The 19,487-nt window shown below is 64.2% G+C and carries 23 protein-coding genes and 1 other RNA gene; 14 read left to right on the forward strand and 10 right to left on the reverse strand.

Features of this window, described 5'->3' with window-relative positions; all coding sequences use genetic code 11:
• Window positions 1–64 precede the first annotated feature (64 nt).
• Window positions 65–337, forward strand: coding sequence for a DUF4242 domain-containing protein (locus AAA989_RS03545; protein WP_338241189.1), 273 nt, complete (start codon window positions 65–67; stop codon window positions 335–337).
• Window positions 338–397: 60 nt separating this feature from the next.
• On the opposite strand, the gene rpoH is transcribed toward AAA989_RS03545, so the two are convergent.
• Window positions 398–1,240 carry an RNA polymerase sigma factor RpoH gene (rpoH, locus tag AAA989_RS03550; protein WP_434781436.1) on the reverse strand — a complete coding sequence of 281 codons (843 nt, stop codon included), beginning with the start codon at window positions 1,238–1,240 and terminating at the stop codon, window positions 398–400.
• A 184-nt stretch (window positions 1,241–1,424) separates the two neighbouring features.
• Window positions 1,425–2,378: an RluA family pseudouridine synthase gene (locus AAA989_RS03555; protein WP_338241191.1), complete on the reverse strand. Its 954-nt coding sequence runs from the start codon at window positions 2,376–2,378 to the stop codon at window positions 1,425–1,427.
• Between the two features lie 16 nt (window positions 2,379–2,394).
• Here AAA989_RS03555 and AAA989_RS03560 point away from each other — a divergent pair, with 16 nt between their 5' ends.
• The 4 genes from AAA989_RS03560 (at window position 2,395) to rnpB (ending at window position 4,838) form a co-directional block, all read left to right on the forward strand.
• A complete protein-coding gene (locus AAA989_RS03560; protein WP_338241192.1) occupies window positions 2,395–2,790 on the forward strand; it encodes a M67 family metallopeptidase in 396 nt (131 codons plus the stop codon).
• 138 nt (window positions 2,791–2,928) lie between these two features.
• Window positions 2,929–3,582: a histidine phosphotransferase family protein gene (locus AAA989_RS03565; protein WP_338241193.1), complete on the forward strand. Its 654-nt coding sequence runs from the start codon at window positions 2,929–2,931 to the stop codon at window positions 3,580–3,582.
• Between the two features lie 29 nt (window positions 3,583–3,611).
• A complete protein-coding gene (locus AAA989_RS03570) occupies window positions 3,612–4,370 on the forward strand; it encodes an N-acetylmuramoyl-L-alanine amidase (protein ID WP_338241194.1) in 759 nt (252 codons plus the stop codon).
• Window positions 4,371–4,435: 65 nt separating this feature from the next.
• An RNA gene (rnpB, locus tag AAA989_RS03575) (RNase P RNA component class A) lies at window positions 4,436–4,838 on the forward strand.
• A 16-nt stretch (window positions 4,839–4,854) separates the two neighbouring features.
• Here the strand turns inward: rnpB and AAA989_RS03580 are convergent.
• Entirely contained in the window at window positions 4,855–5,652 is a 798-nt protein-coding gene (locus AAA989_RS03580) for a metallophosphoesterase (RefSeq protein ID WP_338241196.1), read from the reverse strand.
• Window positions 5,653–5,937: 285 nt separating this feature from the next.
• Here AAA989_RS03580 and AAA989_RS03585 point away from each other — a divergent pair, with 285 nt between their 5' ends.
• Window positions 5,938–6,681: a TorF family putative porin gene (locus AAA989_RS03585; RefSeq protein WP_338241197.1), complete on the forward strand. Its 744-nt coding sequence runs from the start codon at window positions 5,938–5,940 to the stop codon at window positions 6,679–6,681.
• A gap of 178 nt (window positions 6,682–6,859) precedes the next feature.
• Here AAA989_RS03585 and AAA989_RS03590 read toward each other — a convergent pair whose 3' ends face one another.
• Both AAA989_RS03590 and AAA989_RS03595 read right to left on the reverse strand, forming a co-directional pair.
• Window positions 6,860–7,177, reverse strand: coding sequence for a PRC-barrel domain-containing protein (locus AAA989_RS03590; protein WP_338241198.1), 318 nt, complete (start codon window positions 7,175–7,177; stop codon window positions 6,860–6,862).
• A gap of 25 nt (window positions 7,178–7,202) precedes the next feature.
• Window positions 7,203–7,742: a hypothetical protein gene (locus AAA989_RS03595; RefSeq protein WP_338241200.1), complete on the reverse strand. Its 540-nt coding sequence runs from the start codon at window positions 7,740–7,742 to the stop codon at window positions 7,203–7,205.
• Window positions 7,743–8,176: 434 nt separating this feature from the next.
• Here AAA989_RS03595 and AAA989_RS03600 point away from each other — a divergent pair, with 434 nt between their 5' ends.
• Both AAA989_RS03600 and AAA989_RS03605 read left to right on the forward strand, forming a co-directional pair.
• Window positions 8,177–8,707, forward strand: coding sequence for an eCIS core domain-containing protein (locus AAA989_RS03600; protein WP_338241202.1), 531 nt, complete (start codon window positions 8,177–8,179; stop codon window positions 8,705–8,707).
• Window positions 8,708–8,953: 246 nt separating this feature from the next.
• Window positions 8,954–9,391 (forward strand): VOC family protein, encoded by a 438-nt coding sequence (locus AAA989_RS03605; protein WP_338241204.1) that lies wholly within the window; start codon window positions 8,954–8,956, stop codon window positions 9,389–9,391.
• 9 nt (window positions 9,392–9,400) lie between these two features.
• On the opposite strand, the gene AAA989_RS03610 is transcribed toward AAA989_RS03605, so the two are convergent.
• Window positions 9,401–10,588 (reverse strand): cation:proton antiporter, encoded by a 1,188-nt coding sequence (locus tag AAA989_RS03610; RefSeq protein ID WP_338241206.1) that lies wholly within the window; start codon window positions 10,586–10,588, stop codon window positions 9,401–9,403.
• A gap of 188 nt (window positions 10,589–10,776) precedes the next feature.
• On the opposite strand from AAA989_RS03610, the gene der reads away from it, so the two are divergent.
• From der to AAA989_RS03625, 3 genes are all read left to right on the forward strand, one after another.
• A complete protein-coding gene (gene der / locus AAA989_RS03615) occupies window positions 10,777–12,261 on the forward strand; it encodes a ribosome biogenesis GTPase Der (RefSeq protein WP_338241208.1) in 1,485 nt (494 codons plus the stop codon).
• 6 nt (window positions 12,262–12,267) lie between these two features.
• Complete coding sequence (locus tag AAA989_RS03620; RefSeq protein WP_338241209.1) at window positions 12,268–12,783, forward strand: DUF2721 domain-containing protein; 516 nt, start codon at window positions 12,268–12,270, stop codon at window positions 12,781–12,783.
• Window positions 12,784–12,931: 148 nt separating this feature from the next.
• Entirely contained in the window at window positions 12,932–13,132 is a 201-nt protein-coding gene (locus tag AAA989_RS03625; protein WP_338241210.1) for a hypothetical protein, read from the forward strand.
• A 4-nt stretch (window positions 13,133–13,136) separates the two neighbouring features.
• Here the strand turns inward: AAA989_RS03625 and bfr are convergent, their stop codons facing one another.
• The 4 genes from bfr to AAA989_RS03645 form a co-directional block, all read right to left on the reverse strand.
• Window positions 13,137–13,640, reverse strand: coding sequence for a bacterioferritin (gene bfr / locus AAA989_RS03630; RefSeq protein ID WP_338241212.1), 504 nt, complete (start codon window positions 13,638–13,640; stop codon window positions 13,137–13,139).
• A gap of 135 nt (window positions 13,641–13,775) precedes the next feature.
• The gene (locus AAA989_RS03635; protein WP_338241213.1) at window positions 13,776–13,967 is read right to left on the reverse strand and encodes a (2Fe-2S)-binding protein; all 192 of its coding nucleotides are present in this window, start codon (window positions 13,965–13,967) and stop codon (window positions 13,776–13,778) included.
• A gap of 96 nt (window positions 13,968–14,063) precedes the next feature.
• On the reverse strand, window positions 14,064–15,338 hold the full coding sequence (locus AAA989_RS03640; protein ID WP_338241215.1) for a DUF418 domain-containing protein: 1,275 nt from the start codon (window positions 15,336–15,338) through the stop codon (window positions 14,064–14,066).
• Window positions 15,339–15,423: 85 nt separating this feature from the next.
• Complete coding sequence (locus AAA989_RS03645; protein WP_338241217.1) at window positions 15,424–16,572, reverse strand: SPOR domain-containing protein; 1,149 nt, start codon at window positions 16,570–16,572, stop codon at window positions 15,424–15,426.
• A 251-nt stretch (window positions 16,573–16,823) separates the two neighbouring features.
• Here AAA989_RS03645 and AAA989_RS03650 point away from each other — a divergent pair, with 251 nt between their 5' ends.
• Genes AAA989_RS03650 through AAA989_RS03660 form a run of 3 tightly spaced genes read left to right on the forward strand, consistent with a single transcriptional unit; the run spans window position 16,824 to window position 19,461 of the window.
• Window positions 16,824–17,546: an AAA family ATPase gene (locus tag AAA989_RS03650; protein WP_338241219.1), complete on the forward strand. Its 723-nt coding sequence runs from the start codon at window positions 16,824–16,826 to the stop codon at window positions 17,544–17,546.
• An 11-nt stretch (window positions 17,547–17,557) separates the two neighbouring features.
• On the forward strand, window positions 17,558–18,013 hold the full coding sequence (locus AAA989_RS03655) for a hypothetical protein (RefSeq protein ID WP_338241221.1): 456 nt from the start codon (window positions 17,558–17,560) through the stop codon (window positions 18,011–18,013).
• 14 nt (window positions 18,014–18,027) lie between these two features.
• Complete coding sequence (locus tag AAA989_RS03660) at window positions 18,028–19,461, forward strand: SPOR domain-containing protein (protein WP_338241223.1); 1,434 nt, start codon at window positions 18,028–18,030, stop codon at window positions 19,459–19,461.
• Window positions 19,462–19,487 lie beyond the last annotated feature (26 nt).

The following is a 19,487-nucleotide window of genomic DNA, read 5'->3' on the forward strand; positions in this document are numbered from 1 at the left end:
CAGTCGCCGGCGCCAGAGAGTATAGGCCGGCTTCCGGGTCGCAATACCCCGGGAGTAACTGACGATGCCGCAATTTGTTATCGAGCGAGACATGCCGGGTATCGGCTCCGCATCCGCAGAGGATCTCAAGGAAGCGTCCCAGACCTCGTGCAGCGTGCTGCGGGAACTCGGAACCGGGATACAGTGGGTTCACTCCTACGTGACGCAGGACAAGATCTACTGCATCTACCGTGCGCCCAGCGCCGAACTCATCCTCGAACATGCCGAGAAAGGCGGGTTTCCGGCCAATTCGATCAGCGAGGTACGTGCGATGATCGATCCGACGACGGCGGATTGATCGACACATGCAAAAAGGGCGGCACGAAGCCGCCCTTTCTTGCTCTCGGTATCGACAGCGTCACGCCGCGGCGGGCATCAGCCTTTCGCCGGCAATGCGCTGCATTGCCTTCTGCAGCTTCTCGAAGGCGCGCACCTCGATCTGGCGGATGCGTTCGCGGCTTACATCGTAGACCTGCGAAAGCTCTTCCAGCGTCTGCGGGTTCTCCGTCAGGCGGCGCTCGGTCAGGATGTGCTGCTCACGCTCGTTGAGGGCTTCCATAGCCTCCACCAGCATTTCGCGGCGCACGTCCGCTTCCTCGGCATCGGCAACCACGGTGTCCTGCAACGGACGGTCGTCCGTCAGCCAGTCCATCCATTCGCCGCTGCCTTCCTCGCCGTTGCGCATGGGCGTGTTGAGCGAGCCATCGCCGCCCATCATCATGCGGCGGTTCATGTTGACCACTTCCTGCTCCGGCACGCCCAGATCGGTGGCGATCTTGGTCACGTCTTCCGGCGACAGGTCGGAGTCTTCGTAGGCCTCCAGCTGCTTCTTCATCCGGCGAAGGTTGAAGAACAGCTTCTTCTGCGCGGCGGTGGTACCCATCTTCACGAGGCTCCAGCTGCGCAGGATGAATTCCTGGATGCTGGCCTTGATCCACCACATTGCATAGGTCGCCAGACGGAAGCCGCGATCGGCCTCGAACTTCTTGACGCCCTGCATCAGGCCCACGTTGCCTTCGGAAATGAGATCCGAAACCGGCAGGCCGTAGCCGCGATAGCCCATGGCGATCTTCGCCACCAGGCGCAGGTGGCTCTGCACCAGCTGCGCGGCGGCATCGGGATCCTCGTGCTCCTCGTAACGCTTGGCGAGCATGTATTCCTGCTCGGGCGTCAGAACCGGGAACTTCTTGATTTCCGACAGATAGCGATTGAGCCCCTGCTCACCGCCCAAAGCCGGCACTGTTGGTCGCTTGTTACTCACTTTGTCCCAAACCTTTCTTCGTTGTCGACCATTCGTTTCGGGCCCCTGATGGGCACCCGGGATTGACGGTCACATTGGGTGCAACTCTACTTATAGCGCACCGCCGGCCGATATGGGGTGCATTTCATCGATTGGAATGACCTGTTTCGTCGATCAGTTCCCGCATATCACGGGGTAATTCGCTGGAAAACGACAGGCGGTTACCTTTGACGGGATGGATGAAGCCGAGCCGGGCCGCATGAAGCGCCTGACGCTCGAAACCCAAGCCCTTGATAATTGGTCTGATCGCGGCCGGAGTGCGTCCATATACTGGGTCTCCTATTAGCGCATGACCGATTGACGCAAGGTGAACCCGGACCTGGTGCGTGCGCCCCGTTTCCAGCCTGCATTCCACCAAAGCGCAGTGATCGAGGCACTCCAGCGTCCGATAATGGGTCACCGCGTGCTTCCCGCGCCGCGAATCGGGGGGAAGAACGGCCATCTTCTTGCGGTTGCGATCGGAGCGACCGATTCGCCCCTCCACCGTGCCTGCGGGCGGCGCCGGATGGCCACCGCACACGGCGAGATACGCCCGCTCCAGCGAGTGGTCGGCGAACTGCTTCGCCAGTCCTTCATGCGCCGCGTCTGTCTTGGCGACCACCAGCAGGCCGGACGTGTCCTTGTCGATCCGGTGCACGATGCCCGGCCGGGCCACCCCGCCGATGCCGGAAAGCTGGCCCCTGCAATGATGCAGCAGCGCGTTGACCAGCGTGCCGTCCGGGTTGCCCGCGGCCGGATGCACCACCATGCCTGCCGGCTTGTCGACGACGATCAGGTACTCGTCCTCGAAGGTGACAGCTATGGGGATATCCTGTGGACAAGCCTGTGGAGCGCTTGGGGGCGGCAGGTGGATGGAAAAGCTCGACCGCGCTTGAACTTTCGCGCTGGCGCTGGCTGCAGGCCGACCGTCCAGCTCGACTTTCCCCTCCGCGATCAGGGCCTTGATCCGCTCGCGCGAAAGATCCGTCGCCTCCGCCAGTGCCTTGTCCAGGCGGGCGGGGCCGTGGATGGTTCCGGTGATGGTTTCTGGGGCAGCCATGCTAGGGCTTTGGGCAATGGACCTGCTCGTGACAAGTGATGTGGTGGAATTGCTTCAGGACGAGGCGAAGCGTGCCCACCCTGCCGAATGCTGCGGCATCCTGCTTGGCCAGGGCAATCGCATTGCCAAGGCCCTGCCCGCGACCAACGTCCACCCGCAGCCGCTATCGCATTTCGAGATCGATCCGCAGACCCTGATAGACGCGCATCGCGCCGCGCGCGCGGGCGGGCCGCAGGTGCTGGGATACTATCATTCGCACCCCACGGGCGATCCCGCGCCTTCCGCCGTCGACCGGGCCGAGGCGGCGCACGACGGGTCTGTCTGGGCTATCGTGGGCGCGGATGCGATTGGCTGGTGGCGTGATGCGCCAGGCGGTTTTGCCGAGCTTCCCTACCCGGCCATCGCGGACTAGAGACACCCCCATGACCATGCCGGAGCACCCTGCCGCCACGGATTTTTCCCTGGCCGGATGCAAGGGCAGGTTTTTTGCCCTAGGACCGTGTTCCAAGTGTTCCACATTAGCGCCAGACAGAGGCCTTCAATCACACAAATGACTTCCCCCCTCGACCTTGCTTCCCTGCTTTGCTCGCGCCTTTGCCATGACATGCTCAGCCCCGTGGGCGCGCTGAACAACGGGCTGGAACTTCTGGCGGACGAGAAGGACCCCGCCATGCGCCAGCGCTGCCTGGACCTGCTGGAACAGAGCGCGCGCATTTCCGCCAACAAGCTGAAGTTCTTCCGCCTTGCCTATGGCGCAGCCGGCGGTTTCGGCGAACAGGTACCTTCGGAGGAACCGCAGGAACTGCTCACGGCGCTCACCTCGGCGGACGAACGCCTGACGCTCGACTGGGCCGTGTCGGAATCCAGCCTTTCCAAGCCGGCGGTGAAGGTGCTGCTGAATCTGGCGGCCATGGGCCTCGATTCGCTCGTGCGCGGGGGCACGCTCGCCATCGGGGCGGAGCGCAACAAGGGCAACACCGAGATCGCCATCCGGGCCAGCGGCCCGCGCGTCGCCTTCGACGCCACGATCGGCAAGGCGCTGGACGGTACGCTTTCGGCGGACGAGCTCTCGGGCCGAACCGCGCCTGCCCACCTGATCCGCCTGATCGTGGAGCGTGATGGCGGGGCGGTGCAGTATCATCACACCGACGGTTCGCTGGTGCTCGGCGCGATGCTGCCCGATCCCGAGGGTCTGATCGGTTGACGGACCACGGGGACGAAGGGGGGCCGAAGATGTCCGATTCCAGCTCTGATTTCGGCAGGGTCGGCAGGCAGCTGCCGCTCAGCGACGATGAACTGGTCCACCGCGAGGTACTCTCGCCCAACCATGACGAGCGCACGCTGCCCATTTCGATGGTGGTGATCCACTACACCGAAATGGAGGACAAGGGCTTTGCCATAGAGCGGCTGTGCGATCCCGAGGCGAAGGTTTCGGCGCATTACCTGATCGGCGAGCAGGGCGAAGTGGTCCGCCTGGTGCCCGAGGAAAAGCGCGCCTGGCACGCGGGGGTATCGTACTGGCGTGGGCACAAGGACGTGAACTCGGCCAGCATCGGCATCGAGCTGGATCACCCCGGCCACAAGTACGGCTACCGCGACTTCAACGAAGCGCAGTTCGAGGCGCTGGTGCCGCTGGTGGCGCGGATGGTGAAGGCCTACGATATCCCGCGCGCCAACGTGGTCGGCCATTCCGATGTCGCGCCCGGTCGCAAGATCGACCCCGGCGAGCTGTTCCCGTGGGATCGGCTGGCCGAATACGGCCTGTGCCTGCCGCGTCCGGAGAAGCTGGAGCGCGGTGACCCGTTCGATAACGACGCGGCCTTCTACCTGGCGCTCGAGCGGTTCGGATACGACATCACCGATGGCCACAAGGCGGTGGAGGCCTTCCAGCGCCGCTGGCGGCCCGAGCGGATCGACGGCGAGATCGACGGCGAAGTGCGCGCGATCCTGTTCCAGCTGCTGCTGGACCGCGACCGCGGCCTGACAAGGTAGGGCCAATTGCAGGGCAGACGCGAAAGGCTTGGAAAATAGCCGTCCTGCGCCTAGATCGCGAAGTGCCGGGGAGCCGGGCAGCCGCGTGGTCGCAAGACTGCGAGGAAAGTCCGGGCTCCACGAAACGAGGGTGGCGGGTAACGCCCGCCGGGTGAAAGCCCAGGGAAAGTGCCACAGAGAGTATACCGCCGATGGCCCCTAAAGGGCACAGGCAAGGGTGAAAGGGTGCGGCAAGAGCGCACCGGGGGGCCGGTAACGGTTCCCGTCATGGCAAACCCCACCCGGAGCAAGACCGCATAGGGGTCTCGCGCCTTTGAGGCAGGGATGTTTCGTCCCGAGAGACCCGGGTTGGTCGCTGGAGCGGCTGGAGCAATCCACCGCGTAAGATGAATGGCTGCCCCCGTGGCGCTGGTCCCTTCGGGGAAACCGGTCGCGGGACAGAACCCGGCTTACAGGCTCCCCGGCATCCTTGCCAAAAGCGGCCCTAGGTGGTGGCGATGGAGACCCCGCCCGCATTGTCGTCGATGGCGGTGATGTAGCGACGCTCTTCGCCTTCCAGCGCCAGCGCGGTCAGGCGGCCGGTGTGGTAGGCACCTGTATCGATGCCGATCCGGTTACCCTGGTCTTCGGGCATGTCGGTGATGGTATGGCCATGTATCACCACCCCGTCGAACGCCTCGCGGTGGCTCAGGAACGGTTCGCGTATCCAGCGCAGCTTGGCGACATGCTGCTCTTCGAGCGGGATGCCCGGCTCGATCCCGGCGTGGACGAACACGTAGTCGCCGATCCTCACCAGGTTCTCGAACCCGGCGATGAAATCCCTGTCGGCCTGCGGAACAAGCTCGATCATCCGGGCGTGCAGGTCCTCGATCGAGGAACGCGAATATTCCGACCTTTCGAGCCCGTAACTCAGCAAGGTTTCGCGACCGCCGTGGCGCAGGAAATGGCGCAGCATGTCGATATCCTCGAAGCTCCGCAGGAACATTTCCTCGTGGTTGCCGGCAAGGATGCGCACGTTGCGAAACTTCTGCCACTCGCGCGCCAGCGCCAGCACGTTCACGCTGTCGAGACCGCGATCGACCAGGTCGCCCAGCAGCACGATGGTCGTCTCGGCCGGGCCTCTCTGGCGATTGTCGAGTTCGATGGCTTCGATCATCGCGATGAAGAGGTCGCTGCGACCGTGCACGTCGCCCACGGCATAGACGCGCTGCCCCTCGGGGATGCGCGCCGCAATCGATAGCGGTTCGGGATCAACCTTCTTGGATCGGAAAAACTGGAACATGTTCATTCGCCTTGCCCACATAGGCATTACGCCCGGGGGTGCAATTGGTTGGCCTGAGCGGCGGTCACTTGCCCTCTTTATTCTGACCGGACCGTGAATGTGATGCCAAAAAATCACACTTTGTCGAAGCACATGTGATAGTGCGCAATTTCTCTTGTGCAATGCACAACGGATATGCATGATTATTGCGCTTTCGCGGAGAATTGGCACGCAAACGATGCCAGCACGCGGATGGCGCAGGTGGGACGAAGCATTAGTTCACCCAAGCAATTGAGGAAATTGCCCATGCTTACGTCCGTCCGCAGCCTCACGGCTGCTTCTGTTTTTGCACTTTCCACTGCCTTTGCGGCTCCTGCCATGGCGCAGGACGACGATATCGGGGTCGAGGTCTCGGCCAACGTCGCGTTGGTCAGCGAGTACCGCTTCCGCGGTGTCGACCTGTCAGGAGGCGAATTTGCCATCCAGGGCGGTGTCGACGTGGGTCTGCCCGCCGGTTTCTACGTCGGCACCTGGGCCTCTTCGCTCGATGAGCAGACCGTCGGCTATGGCAGCACCGAGCTGGATATCTATGGCGGCTGGGCCGGCGAATTCGGCAACGTCTCCACCGATGTCGGCGTCATCATGTACATCTATCCCGATGCCGGCGCCGGCGACTTCGACTATGTCGAATTCTACGGTTCCGTCGGTGTCGGCGTCGGCCCGGCCGATCTGACCGTCGGCGTTGCCTACGCGCCGGACCAGGATTCGCTTGGCGGTACCGACAACTTCTACATCTATTCCGACCTCGGTATCGGCGTCCCCGGCACCCCGGTCACCGTGACCGGTCACGTCGGCTACACCGACGGCTTCCTGACCTTCACCACCGACAGCGAGGCGTTCGACTACTCGATCGGCGCCGAAGTGGGCATTCCCAACACGCCGCTGGCCCTCGGCGTCGCGTGGATTGGCGTCGAAGGCGATGGCCTGGTCGATCCGGGCGGCACCTTCACCAGCGACGGGGTCGTCTTCACCCTTTCCGGCAGCTTCTGACGAGCTTTCGCGCAAAGCGAGGAACGGGAGGGCCCGCACCGGCGACGGTGCGGGCCCTTTCCAATCGCGCGGCTGTCGCCCGGCGCCTTCGCCACCAACCAGAATCCGGCGGCCCGCGGGCCAGGCTCGTTGTTACCGGCGGGGTTCAAAGGCTGGCCGAAGAGGCCCTGCCCCTTTGTCAGCTGCGGGGACGAACCGACACCCTGCCCCGCGGAACCGTGCGTTCGCGGCGCGGGGCGGCACTAAAGCCGGTAGCATCGACCGGATCGATGTAGGCATCTCCGTCACGAATTTCGATTTCGGAAACCGGCACGTAGCGGTGATCTTCAAGCACCAGGGCAGCGACATGGTTCCGTTCCGGGTCGACGAGCATGCGCTGCACCGTGCCCAGCCGCTCTCCTCCATAGGTGTAAAGGGCATGTCCCCGCAGATCCTGTTCGCGATTTTCCAACTGGTAATTGTCCAGTTCGTGCAGATCTTCATAGTCCTTGGCCATCTCGAGGCTCTCCTGTTTCTCGCCGTTAGGCCGCGTCAGTGATTTCCATGTTGGATTCGTCGATCAAAAGAACGGCTTCCTGGTCGGAGATCGTGTTCATCGTATCTTCGTCGAGCGTGTCACCCTCTATATCGGTGGCGGAGATCGTCGATGGATCTCGCACTGTGCCGCCATCGAGACGCAAGGTCGCGCCGGTATTGAGATCGATCCGCCGCTCGGCGGGATCGTCGATGACTACGGCGAACATGCGTGCGCCGTCGTTTTCGATCCAGAACCCGCGATCGGTAAGCGGACCGCCGACCTCGACCTCTCCGGTGAAGCCTTCCATTCCATAGTAGCTGCTCGGGTTGGCGAGTATGGCAGCGAGCGTCATCTCGCCCGTCGCCATTGCGTCCACGCTATCCAGATCGGCACTCTCCTCGACAGCGACCGTATCCACGGCTTCCACTTCGGGATCGTCCCCCTCCGCGAGAAGCCACCAGATGAGGGCGACCGCCAGCAAGACCAGGATGAGCCACAACCACCACTTCGAGCCTGATTTTCTTTCGACTGGTATTTCTGCCATCTCTGATTCTCCTCCTTACCAACTCGCGAAGACAGCGCTCGTCGGCGGCGTTTTGTTCCGAAATTGTTGAAAAGGTTGACGTTTGTAGCATTTGTTACTGCCACTTCGTCGCTGCTACCCGACCGACCAGTCGCCCGCTTCCCCGCCAGGCGAGGGCATGCAGCCCCGATGTCCGGCGACGACACCTCGCACCGGGCGGTTCGTTCTCAGCCACCTCTTCGACCCCGTTCTGCTCAAACGCGGGCACCGCTTGCTGCCGACCGCGCCACATTCTGGGCAAGATATTCCAATAAGGTCAGCCAATTGAGGAGGGTTGGACAGGAGGAGAGAGGAGGTTGTAGAAGTTGGCAGAGCGAAGGGGACCACGCCCGGGGCGACGTGCAACAAAACTCGGAGTGGTGATTTCGGCCCTTGCCATGCTTGGTTCGTGCGGCATGCCCCAGGAGACCGGATGCATCGGCCCGCCGCGGGAGCTTGCCCTGACGATCAACCAGCTTTTCACCCCGCTCATGGCCGAGGCGATAGAACACTCCAGGGCAAGCATTGATCGGAAGGTTCTGCGAGAGATACCCGAGCCTGTCAGGAACAGGCTATCCTCCTACTACGCGGAGGAGGAACTCGATCGAGTGCGTTGGGTCATGGCGGACGAGGCCGGCGGCATTGCCGGCATCGTTGCCGGCGAAGCCACCCGGTATAAGGCGGTAACGTTGGGCAATATCATCGTCTTCGAAGGTGAGCTCGCGGCGCGCGACCTTGGCCTGTGGGCTCACGAACTTCTCCACGTCCGGCAATACGAAGGGGCAGGTAATTCCCGCCGCTTCGCTCGCGACTACCTCGCGCGCTGGTCGGAAATCGAGCGCGACGCTGTCGAGGAGACCAATCGCGTCCTCCGGAAGCTTGGAGTGTACGCAGAGCAGGAGACGCCCTCTTTCGACCGCTGCAAAGCGTTCGATGAAGCTGGCTGAGGGTCGTTTGAGCGGAGCAAGGCTCGTCTTCTCATTCTAGCCAGACCCCCGCGCCGTCGATTTGCGGACATCAGAAGTCGCCCTGGGCCATTCGATCATGGCCCTGAACCCCTTTCTTCCATTCGACTTGCGAATGTGTGAGAGAGACTCCACTTCGTGAGACACCGGCTTCGCCACGAGTGGCTGGAAAGCCTCCCCAACGGCGAAAGGTTTCAAGACACCCAACGGCTAAAGGTTTCAAGACACATGGTAAAATTTCTGCACAGCATGATCCGCGTGGCCGATCCCGAAGCCACGATCGACTTTTTCAAGCTGATCGGACTGGAAGAGGTCCGCCGCAAGGAAAGCGAGAAAGGCCGCTTCACGCTGATCTTCCTCGCCGCTCCGGGGCAGGAGGACGTGGCCGAACTTGAACTGACCTACAACTGGCCGCCGGAGGATGGCAGCGCGCCCGAGCAATATGACGGCGGACGCAATTTCGGCCACCTCGCCTACCGCGTGGAGAATATCTACGAGACCTGCCAGAAGCTGATGGACGCGGGCGTTACCATCAACCGGCCTCCGCGCGACGGGCACATGGCCTTCGTCCGCTCGCCGGACGGCATCAGCGTGGAATTGCTGCAGGACGGGCATCTCGACCCGCAGGAGCCGTGGGCCAGCATGGAGAACACCGGCAGCTGGTAAGCTGCGCAGCTAGCCGGGCGGGTCGGCCTCTCCCGTCGCGCGTTCCACCGCGACGCCTGCGGTCATGCCGTGAACGGCTGCGGATACGACGATGGTGAACGTGACGGTGGCCCACAATGCGCCCTCGTTGACGAGTTCGATGTGGCTTCCGGCATAGGCGAGATAGTAGATCGAGCCGATGCCGCGTATCCCGTAGAAGGCCACCGCCCAGCGTTCGCGCTTTTCCAGCCCCGCTCCGGCCAGCGACACCCACCCGGCCACGGGCCGGATCACGAATATCAGGGCCAGCCCGACCAGCGCATGCGACCAGTCGAGATAGGGCAGCAGAGCCGGGATGGCCGCACCCAGCGCCACCAGCAGCACGGCTGTCAGGGCATGTTCCAGCGCTTCCGAGAAACTGTGCAGGCGCTCGTGGAACTCGTCCTGCGATTCCTCTCGCCGCAACACCAGTCCGGATACGAAAGCGGCGATGAAGCCATAGCCTTCGAGCAATTCGGTAAGGCCATAGGCAAAAAGAACGCCCGCAAACGCGATGACCCCGGACTGCGTCTTCGACAGGGCATTGTGGCGCGGCCAGTCGAACAGGACCTTCCCCAGCAGCCAGCCGCACCCCGCGCCGGCCAGGCCGCCCATGGCGATGCGATAGACAACGTCGCGCAACAGCCATTCGCCCAGCAGACCGGCGCTCAGCCCGCCCGCCGCGGCCACCAGGATACCGAGGTGGACGAACGGGAAGGCAAGGCCGTCGTTCATGCCCGCCTCCGTCGTCAGCGCATAGCGCACCGGGTGCTCTCCCCCTTCGAGCGGGGGCCCTACCTGCACGTCGCCTGCCAGCACCGGGTCCGTGGGTGAAAGCACCGCACCAAGCAGAAGGCTGCCTGCCAGCGTCATGCCCGCTACCCCCCAGCCGAACAGGGCCAGGGCGAGGATCGTGGCGGGCATGCCGAAAACCAGCAGCCGCAGTGTGGGCTTCCAGAGGCCGTGTCCGAAAAGTTCGTCGATCTTTATGCCCGCGCCGAACAGACCGATGATGACGGCGAGTTCGGCGGTGACTTCCCACACGACCGGCGATTCCACGGGATTGATCGCCGCGGGCATGCCGGGCACCAGGACGAACGCAACCAGCCCGGTCAGGATGAGCAGCGGCGCGGAGGCCGGTTCACGTCCGGAGAAGAAGCGTGGCAGCCAATAGGACAAGATGATGATCGAGCCCGCTACTGCCAGCAGGATGTGATAGGGTTCGAGCCCAAACAGATCGGTGAGGGAATCCAGCGTATAGTCCTTTCTCGATCAACACCCCGGAGCGCCGATCTTTCCCGCGAAGTGAAACGCCGGCCGCGCCAATGGCCTTGCCAATGGCAACACAAAGCGCCACCTCCCGCCCGATGAAAACGCGCAAGCTCCCCCAGGTGGTGATTATCGGCCGCCCAAACGTCGGCAAGTCGACCCTGTTCAACAGGCTGGTCGGCAAGCGACTGGCGCTGGTCGACGACCAGCCCGGCGTCACGCGCGACAGGCGCATGGGTCTTGCAGGCCTTGCGGGCCTGGAGTTCGAGGCTGTCGATACCGCCGGGTGGGAAGACGAGGACGACCAGTCGCTGCCCGGCAGGATGCTGGCGCAGACGCAGGTCTCCCTGAAGGGCGCCGATGCTGCCCTGTTCGTGATCGACGCGCGATCCGGCCTCACCCCGCTCGACGAGGAAATCGGTCGCTGGCTGCGGCAGCAGGAAGTTCCGGTGGTGCTGATCGCCAACAAGGCAGAGGGCAATGCAGGCGAAAGCGGGATTCTCGAATCCTATTCGCTCGGCCTGGGCGAACCGGTGCCGGTCAGCGCGGAGCACGCCGAAGGCATCGCGGATCTCTACAGCGCACTCATCCCGCTGATCGGCGAAAAGGCCGACCAGATGCAGCTCGAGCAAGAGGCCGAGGCCGCCATCGCTGCCGACAAGGCGAAGGCCGCAGCCGAAGCAGGAGAGGAACTCGAGGAAATCGACCCTTCTGCCCCGCTCAGCCTGGCCATCGTGGGACGGCCCAATGCGGGCAAGTCCACCCTGGTCAATCGCCTGCTGGGCGAGGATCGCCTGCTGACAGGGCCGGAAGCCGGCATAACCCGCGATTCCATTGCCATTGATTGGGAATGGACCGATCCCCGCTCCGGCGAGGAGCGGACCATCAAGCTGATCGACACGGCGGGCATGCGCAAGCGGGCCAAGGTGGTCGACAAGCTCGAGCGGCTCTCGGTACAGGACGGCCTGCGGGCGGTGGACTATGCCGAGGTCGTCGTGCTGCTGCTGGATGCGACGCGCGGACTGGAAGTGCAGGACCTGAAGATCGCCAGCCGCGTGCTGGAAGAAGGCCGCGCGCTCATGATCGCCATCAACAAGTGGGACATTGCCGAGGACGCGAGCGCGCTGTTCAACGGCATCCGCGCCGCGCTGGAGGAAGGGCTCTCGCAGTTGAGGGGCGTCCCGCTGTTCGCCGTCTCGGCCATGACCGGCAAGGGCCTGGATACCATGCTCGGTGCCGCCTTCGACCTGCGCGAGGCGTGGAGCCGGCGGGTTTCGACCTCCGCCCTCAACCGCTGGTTCGACGATGCCCTGTCCGCCAATCCGCCGCCCGCGCCCGGCGGCCGACGCATCAAGCTGCGCTATATCACGCAGGTCGGCACGCGCCCGCCGCGCTTCGTCATCTTCGGCACCCGGCTGGACGACCTTCCTGCCAGTTACGAACGCTATCTGCTCAACGACATTCGCAAGAAGCTGGGCTTCGGCGCCGTGCCGGTGCGCCTTACCCTGAAGAGCCCGAAGAACCCCTACGATTCCAACCGTGGCGGCGGCGGGAAGTTCAGCGGCGGCAGCGGCAGGGACTGATCGGCCATGCTGGATGCTCTTTCGCTCACGGGCGACCTGATAGAACGCACCTCCAGCACCGTGCGCGTGCAGGAAATCGTGCAGCTCAGCCTGGCGCCGGTGTTCCTGCTGGCCGCCATTGGCGCGATGCTGAACGTGATGAACCTGCGCCTGACGTGGCTGTTCGACCGGATCGAGTTCATCGAGCGACGCGTCGAGGACGGAGTCGAGGACCGCCTGAGCGAGGAACTGCCCGCCCTTATCCAGCGGCAGCGCAATGCGCAGATGGCGGTGAATCTCAGCACGTCCGCTGCGCTTACCATCTGCCTGGTGGTCGCGATCCTGTTCATCAGCGCCTTCATCGAACCGCGGATCGGCACGCTGGTCGCCATGCTGTGGATCGCCACCATGTTCCAGCTGTCGTGGGCGCTGGCGTTGTTTTTCCGCGAAACCAGCCTTGCATCCGCCACGGCGAGGGAGCGCCGGCGTCGCAGCCGCGACATTCTCGCCCGCAAGCGCAAGCATGACGATCAGCTAGACTGACGCGGCCACGCCTCGGCCCGGATACGGACATAAATGGTTGGACCGACTGGTTTTCCGGTCGAATCGAACGGACCCTTCACGCCCCTTGCGCGTTGGTGCGCAAAGAGGATGTCGGGTGCATGAGAGCACTGGCAAGAGGCGAGGAACGATGCAACGCTATCAATTGCAGATTGACTGCGGCGAAGCGGGCGAGGTGCTGAATCTGGATGTGCCGAACCTGGCCACGGCGCTGATCGTCGCCGATATCAACATTGCCCATGGTACGGCGCAGATCCTGGAAGGCGAAAAGGTCGTGGCACGCATCGAGAAGCATGGCGCCGGAAAGGCCCCTTACTGGGTCGTCGACTGACGCGTCAGCCCGCGCCCGCGTCGTTTTCCCCTTCGCCCGCGGCCTTGCTGTTCAGCTGGACGTAGTTCTCGATTCCCATGCGCGCGATCATGTCGAACTGGGTTTCCAGGAAATCGACATGCTGTTCCTCGCTGGCGAGGATGTTCTCGAACAGCTGGCCAGAAGTGAAGTCCTTCGCCTCCTGGCAATAGTCGGCCGCCTCGCGCAGCAAGGGGATGGCCTCGTTCTCCAGCGCGAGATCGGCCTTGAGGATCTCCTCCACCGTCTCGCCGACTTTCAGCTTGTGGAGCGCCTGGAAGTTGGGGAGTCCATCGAGAAACAGGATGCGGTCCGCCAGCCAGTCGGCATGCTTCATCTCGTCGATGCTCTCATGCCGCTCATACTCGGCCAGCTTGTAGACGCCCCAGTCGTTCAGCACGCGGTAGTGCAGCCAGTACTGGTTGATCGCCGTCAGCTCGTTGGTCAGAGCCTTGTTGAGATATTCGATGACTTTCGCATCACCCTTCATGGCGTGTCTCCTGACTGAATCTGCATGGCTGCTAGATGGTCAGGACAGAGCCGGAAAGGCAAGCGAAACCGCCCTTCGGATTGAGGAAAATCCGCAGAAAACCGGGCTATTGCGAATGCGAAGCAGGAAGCTGGATCAGGCCGCGGCCATCGGCTGCAGCATCGCCTCGCGCTCTTCGGTGATCACCTCGTCTGCCTCTTCCAGGCACTGGCCGCAATTAGGGCGCTTCCCCAGCTTGGCATAGACACTTTCCGCACCGCCACGGTGCTGCCGCGCGGCCTTGCGCAGTTCGCATTCACGGATGGCATTGCAGACGCAGGTGTACATTCTCGGCGATTCTCTCTCTCGTTTCGCCAGGAACGTTACTGCGAATGGATTGCATTAGCAAGCGCATTGCGAATAATTCTCAAGATCGTTTGGAGACTACCGACGCAGCGGAAACAGGCGGCCATAGGTCAGGCAGCGCCAGAGCCATTCCAGCGGGCCGTAGCGATAGCGCGCCAGCCACGGTTTCGACCATGCAAGCATCACCGCCCAGCCCAGCGCCACGACCAGGTAGAGCTCGGGTCGCGTCAGTTCGCCCCACAGGCCCCCTGCCCACGGATGAAAGATCAGCATCATCAGCACCGATGTGCCGATGTAGTTGGTGAAGGCCGCACGTCCCGCCGCCGACAGCCGCTCCGCCAGCCAGCCGCTGGCATGATTTCCGTAAAGCGCCAGCAGCAGCGCCAGCCCGATCACCATTGGCAATCGCGGCAGCATGGAGAAGGAGGCCATCGCCGACACCGTGCCCCAGTAGGTAAAGCCTTCATCCTTCACCCACAGCGCCATCAGCAGCGTAAGGCCGGCGCCCCCCAGCAGCAGTCCCCACCCCCAGGCCCTTCGCTTGCCAGTCGCCCCGCCGGGGCTGAACCACCCGAACCGGTAGAACGCCATGCCGATCAGGGTCAGGGGCACGGTTTCGAAAACCATCAGGAACAACGTGTCGAGGGGATCCGTGAGATGTTCTGAAAAGTTGTGGCCGACGAACTCGGCATAGCTGCCTTCGGTCATGATGGAGATTTCGACGCGGTCGTCCTCCAGGTTCGCCTGCTTGGCTTCCGCGATCGAGCTTTGGGCATCCTCTCCCGCAGCATCGCCGACGGCGGTATCGGCGATAAGCCAGGCGGAGCCGATGGCCAGCGCATAGATCAGCGCGCCGATCACATAGCCGATGAGGCCGAGCGTCAGCAGCTTGCCGGCGGTCATGCGAATGAACAGCAGGCTGGCAAATCCGGAGATGGAGTAGAGGATCAGGATGTCGCCGCGCCAGATCAGGTAGAAGTGCACGAGGCCGAAAAGCAGCAGCCAGGCGAGCCGCCGCCCCTGCAATCCCACTTCCGCCCCGCGTTCCCACGCCCGCTCCATGAACAGGGCCATTCCCGCGCCGAACAGCAGCGTGAACAGCCCGCGCATCTTGCCGTCGACCAGGACGAATTGCGCGACCCAAAGCCAGTCGGACGTCGCGTCGTGCGGCGTGAGGAAACCGCCGGGCCAGGAGTAGGCGCTCCAGGGCTGGCCGAACGCGACGATATTGGCAGCAAGGATGCCCAGAACGGCAAACCCGCGGATGAAATCCAGGCTGGCGATCCGCTCTGCCGACGCGACCGGGGCGACCGCCTGCGGCTCGCCGTCTGGCGTTGCGTTTTCCTGTGCCATGCTGCTTCCCTGTCCTTGCGTCCGGGCGGCCTTATGGCTGGCGCCCCGGTCGTTGGAAAGCGGCCTTCCAGCTGCCGTTGCGGATTCAGTTGCGTGTCACCAGGCATTCCTGTCCGGCGCGTTGCAGGCTGGAACAGGCAGCCTGGGCGTCCGCCCGCGTGGCAAAGCCTCCCGCCTGCACGACCGTGACCCGCCCGCGCGGGAGGAACAGGCGTTCGCGTCCGGCGATTTCCGGGCGGTGCGAAAGCCTGTTCCACAAACGCTCCGCATTCCCGTCGACCCCGAAGGCACCCAGCTGCACGCGCCATGGACCGCTTGCCGCAGCCTGGGCCGGAGCGGATTCGGGCGCGGCATCCGCCGGTGCGGGAGCCGGCGAAACGGTCTCAGCGACTTCTACCGGCTCGGGAGCCGGGGCCGCCGTCGGTGCCGAACCTTGCGCATAGCTGGCGCCCGCCTCGGCCGGATTGCTCGTTCCCGTGGCCTGCCGCGCCTGCGCCACGGCATCGCGCGCCGCAACGACGGAGGGCGACACCGCGACCGCAGCGATCGGGCGGGACGCGGCTGTCTCGACCACTGGCGTTGCGGCCTCGGGCACCGGGTCTTCCCTCGCCGCGCTGAGATCGGCGGCGGCCAGCTGCACAGAGCGTGATTGCTGGGCCTCGCTCTCCAGCATGCGGGCCAGCGCCACGCCCGCCTGCCGTTGATCCAGCGGAATATGACTGTCCATCTGTTCGATCGCAGGGCCCGCCTGAGGCAGGCCCGTGGCGTTGGCGAGGGTCAGCAGCGCATAGGCCCGCTCCCAGTCGCGTTCCACCATGTCGCCGTTGAAGTGGGCGATGCCCAGAAGGTACTGCGCGCGCGGGTCACCCCGCTGCGAGGCCGACAGGACATAGGGCAGCGCCTCTTCCCGGCGGCCGTCCTGGAACAGCATCAGGCCATAGGTGTCGGCGGCCTGTATGTGGCCTGCCTCGGCCGCGGCCTTGTAGAACTGTTCCGCCCGCTGCATGTCGGCGGGAACGCCCCGCCCCAGCCGGTAGGCCTGTCCCATGTTGAACATGGCATCGGGATCGCCTGCCTCGGCAGGGCCCACCCATTCGGCAACCGCGGCGTCATAATCCCCGCGCGACCAGGCATCGACGCCGTCGCGCACGGTGGCCCCCAGCGGCGCGCAGAGCGCAAGAGCCGCCAGTGCGGCGCAGCCCCTGATGATCGCGGAATTCCTTCTGTATGGCATGGCTATTCTCGCATCCCTGCTGATCTCTCGCACGATGCCATAGTAAACAAGCTGTTAGCAAAGCGTTTATTCGGGCCAGATATGGCCGACTTTATCGCGTCCGCACAGTCGCAGAGCGTTCAGCCCGGCGAGCAGAAAGCAACAGCCAATCGCTCGCAAATTAACTCAAAATAAAGGGTAGTCTGCGAAGTCCTTTAGCGAAGGCCCGTAATTGAGACTTGGTCGGGTCGCTTGTTCTAGGGGGAATCGCGTTGCGCGTTTTGGCTTTGGCATCGCAGAAGGGTGGCTCTGGTAAGACCACTCTATCCGGTCACCTCGCTGTCCAGGCGCAGCGCGCTGGCGCTGGCCCGGTCGTACTCATCGACATCGATCCGCAGGGTTCGCTTGCCGACTGGTGGAACGAGCGTGAGGCGGAATATCCCGCTTTCGCCCAGACCACCGTCGCACGGCTGGCGAACGACCTTGCGATCCTGCGCCAGCAGGGTTTCAAGCTCGCGGTGATCGACACTCCGCCCGCAATCACCATGGCTATCCAGTCGGTGATCTCGGTCGCGGAACTGATGGTCGTCCCGACTCGTCCCAGCCCGCACGACCTGCGCGCCGTGGGCGCCACGGTTGACCTGTGCGAACGGGCCGGAAAGCCGCTGATCTTCGTGGTCAACGCGGCGACTCCCAAGGCCAAGATCACGTCCGAAGCCGCTGTCGCCCTGTCGCAGCACGGCACGGTCGCGCCGATCACCATTCACCACCGCACCGATTTCGCCGCCTCGATGATCGACGGCCGCACGGTGATGGAAATTGATCCCGAAGGTCGCAGCGCGCAGGAAGTCACGGCGCTGTGGCACTATGTCGCGGATCGTCTCGAGAAGAATTTCCGCCGCACCGTCTTCGCCGCTCCCGGCAGCAAGGCGGCGCAGGCGAACGGTGCTGGCCGCGCGCAGGGCGGAGGCTTCGGCCGCCGCGTTGCACAGTAATGGGCCGCGCCATGACAGAGAGCAACGCCTTCGCATCGCTCGGTCCGATGCTCCTGGCTCGCAAGGGGACGGCAAAGCCGGCCATGCGCGCCCAGCTGACGCAGAACGACCGCGTGCCCGAACTGGGTGACGATTTCGACGATCTGGCCGAAAGCCAGTCGGACCTGGGCTGGAACGACATGGGCAACGACAACGATGTCGTGCCCCTGCGCCCCGCAAAGGACAGGGTTCCGGTTCGCGTTCACAAGACTGTCAACCTGCGCCGCAAGGCGGTGGAACAGGGTCGCCGCGCGGCCTTTACCCTGCGCCTCGACGACGAACGACACCTGAAACTGCGACTCGCCAGCACAATGCAGGATTGCAGCGCCCAGGCCCTGGTTACCCAGGCGCTCGATCGCTTCCTGAGCGAGATTCCGGAACTCGATTCCATCGCCGCGCATGTCGCCGGCAACAAGACCAAGGGCTGAAGGGGAAACATCCTATGAACGGCAAGGAACACCGCAAAGCGATGATCGGCCTCGGCATTTCGACCGCCATGGCCGCGGTCCTGCTGACCGGTTGCGCAGGTACCCCCGGCCCGCGCGCGAACGTGGCCGCCGCCGACGCGGCGCGCGCCATGGAGAGCGGTCGCACGAGCGAAGCCATCCAGCATGCGGAAGCGGCCGTCGCGGCTGATCCGCGCAATGCCGGCTATCGCATGGTGCTGGGCAATGCCTATCTGAACGAAGGCCGATTCGCCTCGGCTTCCACCAGCTTCCAGGATGCGATGACGCTGGGCGACAACAGCCCGCGCGCTGCGCTCAGCCTGGCCCTCGCCCTGACGGGCGAGGCTCGCTTCGACGAGGCCGCGGCCCTGCTGCGCGACTGGGAAGGCGAGATCGCCGCCCCTGATCTCGGCCTGGCCTATGCCCTTGCCGGAGAACCGGAACGCGGCATCCACATCCTCAGCAATGCGATCCGCCAGGGTCAGAACACGGTCAAGGTTCGCCAGAACCTGGCCTACTCCTACGCCGTTGCCGGTCGCTGGCGCGAGGCCCGACTGATGGTGGCGCAGGACGTGCCCGCCGACCAGGTTGGCGACCGCATGGAACAGTGGGCGCAGCTCGCCCACGCCGAGGCCTATCAGCACCGCGTCGCGACCCTGCTCGACGTGCCGACCGGCGTTCGCGACGGCGGCCAGCCGCAGCACCTGGCGCTGGTCGATCGCCCCGACATGGAACAGCTGGCGTCCGAAGCCAGTGTAGAAGCCAGCGCCGATGTCGCAGCCCTGGCGGTTGCCGACACGGGCGGCGAGCTTCCCGCTTCGACCGAACCGGAATTCGGCTTCGACACCTATCAGACCCGCTCGGACTCGCCGCCGGTCAACTTCGCCGAGTCCTTCGTCTCGGATAAGCCCTCCGGCGCATCGCTGGCGGGCGTGGCCACCGATACGATGCGTTTCGTCAGCACGCCGGTGGTGCAAGCGACCCCGCCGCGTCGCGGCTCCGCACCCGAACAGCGTTCTGCTGCGCCGCGTCCGGTTGCCCGCGTGGAAACGCCTGCCTCGACAGCAAGCGCCGCGTCGGCCCGCAATGCCTCCGCGCCCGAACGCGCCGTGGCTGTGAGCGCGGTGGATGATCCCACGCACCTGGTGCAGCTGGGCAGCTTTGCCAGCGAACAGGGCGCTCGCCGCGCCTGGGGCATCTATGTCAGCCGCCACCCGGAACTGGCCAACCACCAGATGGTGATTACCGAGGCCGTGGTTCGCGGCAAGCGCTACTGGCGCGTTTCGGCAGGCGGCTTCGACAGTGCTTCCAGCCGCTCGATGTGCGCAAACGTCAACAACTCTTCCAGTGGCGAAGGCTGCATCACCTGGGCCGCCAGCACGCCGCTGCCCGGCGCCGTGGACGATGGCGTCCGCCTCGCCAGCCGCTGATCCGAACAACGAGAAGGTCGCAAGGC

It is taken from the genome of Aurantiacibacter hainanensis (assembly GCF_036321025.1).
GTDB classification, from domain to species: domain Bacteria; phylum Pseudomonadota; class Alphaproteobacteria; order Sphingomonadales; family Sphingomonadaceae; genus Alteraurantiacibacter; species Alteraurantiacibacter hainanensis.

Bases quoted from the DNA above. Each gene is read 5' to 3' on its own strand.
- AAA989_RS03545 (WP_338241189.1), top strand. From the start codon at position 65: ATGCCGCAATTTGTTATCGAGCGAGACATGCCGGGTATCGGCTCCGCA.
- AAA989_RS03555 (WP_338241191.1), bottom strand. From the start codon at position 2,378: ATGGCTGCCCCAGAAACCATCACCGGAACCATCCACGGCCCCGCCCGC.
- AAA989_RS03560 (WP_338241192.1), top strand. From the start codon at position 2,395: ATGGACCTGCTCGTGACAAGTGATGTGGTGGAATTGCTTCAGGACGAG.
- AAA989_RS03565 (WP_338241193.1), top strand. From the start codon at position 2,929: ATGACTTCCCCCCTCGACCTTGCTTCCCTGCTTTGCTCGCGCCTTTGC.
- AAA989_RS03570 (WP_338241194.1), top strand. From the start codon at position 3,612: ATGTCCGATTCCAGCTCTGATTTCGGCAGGGTCGGCAGGCAGCTGCCG.
- AAA989_RS03580 (WP_338241196.1), bottom strand. From the start codon at position 5,652: ATGTTCCAGTTTTTCCGATCCAAGAAGGTTGATCCCGAACCGCTATCG.
- AAA989_RS03585 (WP_338241197.1), top strand. From the start codon at position 5,938: ATGCTTACGTCCGTCCGCAGCCTCACGGCTGCTTCTGTTTTTGCACTT.
- AAA989_RS03590 (WP_338241198.1), bottom strand. From the start codon at position 7,177: ATGGCCAAGGACTATGAAGATCTGCACGAACTGGACAATTACCAGTTG.
- AAA989_RS03595 (WP_338241200.1), bottom strand. From the start codon at position 7,742: ATGGCAGAAATACCAGTCGAAAGAAAATCAGGCTCGAAGTGGTGGTTG.
- AAA989_RS03600 (WP_338241202.1), top strand. From the start codon at position 8,177: ATGCCCCAGGAGACCGGATGCATCGGCCCGCCGCGGGAGCTTGCCCTG.
- AAA989_RS03605 (WP_338241204.1), top strand. From the start codon at position 8,954: ATGGTAAAATTTCTGCACAGCATGATCCGCGTGGCCGATCCCGAAGCC.
- der (WP_338241208.1), top strand. From the start codon at position 10,777: ATGAAAACGCGCAAGCTCCCCCAGGTGGTGATTATCGGCCGCCCAAAC.
- AAA989_RS03620 (WP_338241209.1), top strand. From the start codon at position 12,268: ATGCTGGATGCTCTTTCGCTCACGGGCGACCTGATAGAACGCACCTCC.
- AAA989_RS03625 (WP_338241210.1), top strand. From the start codon at position 12,932: ATGCAACGCTATCAATTGCAGATTGACTGCGGCGAAGCGGGCGAGGTG.
- bfr (WP_338241212.1), bottom strand. From the start codon at position 13,640: ATGAAGGGTGATGCGAAAGTCATCGAATATCTCAACAAGGCTCTGACC.
- AAA989_RS03635 (WP_338241213.1), bottom strand. From the start codon at position 13,967: ATGTACACCTGCGTCTGCAATGCCATCCGTGAATGCGAACTGCGCAAG.
- AAA989_RS03640 (WP_338241215.1), bottom strand. From the start codon at position 15,338: ATGGCACAGGAAAACGCAACGCCAGACGGCGAGCCGCAGGCGGTCGCC.
- AAA989_RS03645 (WP_338241217.1), bottom strand. From the start codon at position 16,572: ATGCCATACAGAAGGAATTCCGCGATCATCAGGGGCTGCGCCGCACTG.
- AAA989_RS03655 (WP_338241221.1), top strand. From the start codon at position 17,558: ATGACAGAGAGCAACGCCTTCGCATCGCTCGGTCCGATGCTCCTGGCT.
- AAA989_RS03660 (WP_338241223.1), top strand. From the start codon at position 18,028: ATGAACGGCAAGGAACACCGCAAAGCGATGATCGGCCTCGGCATTTCG.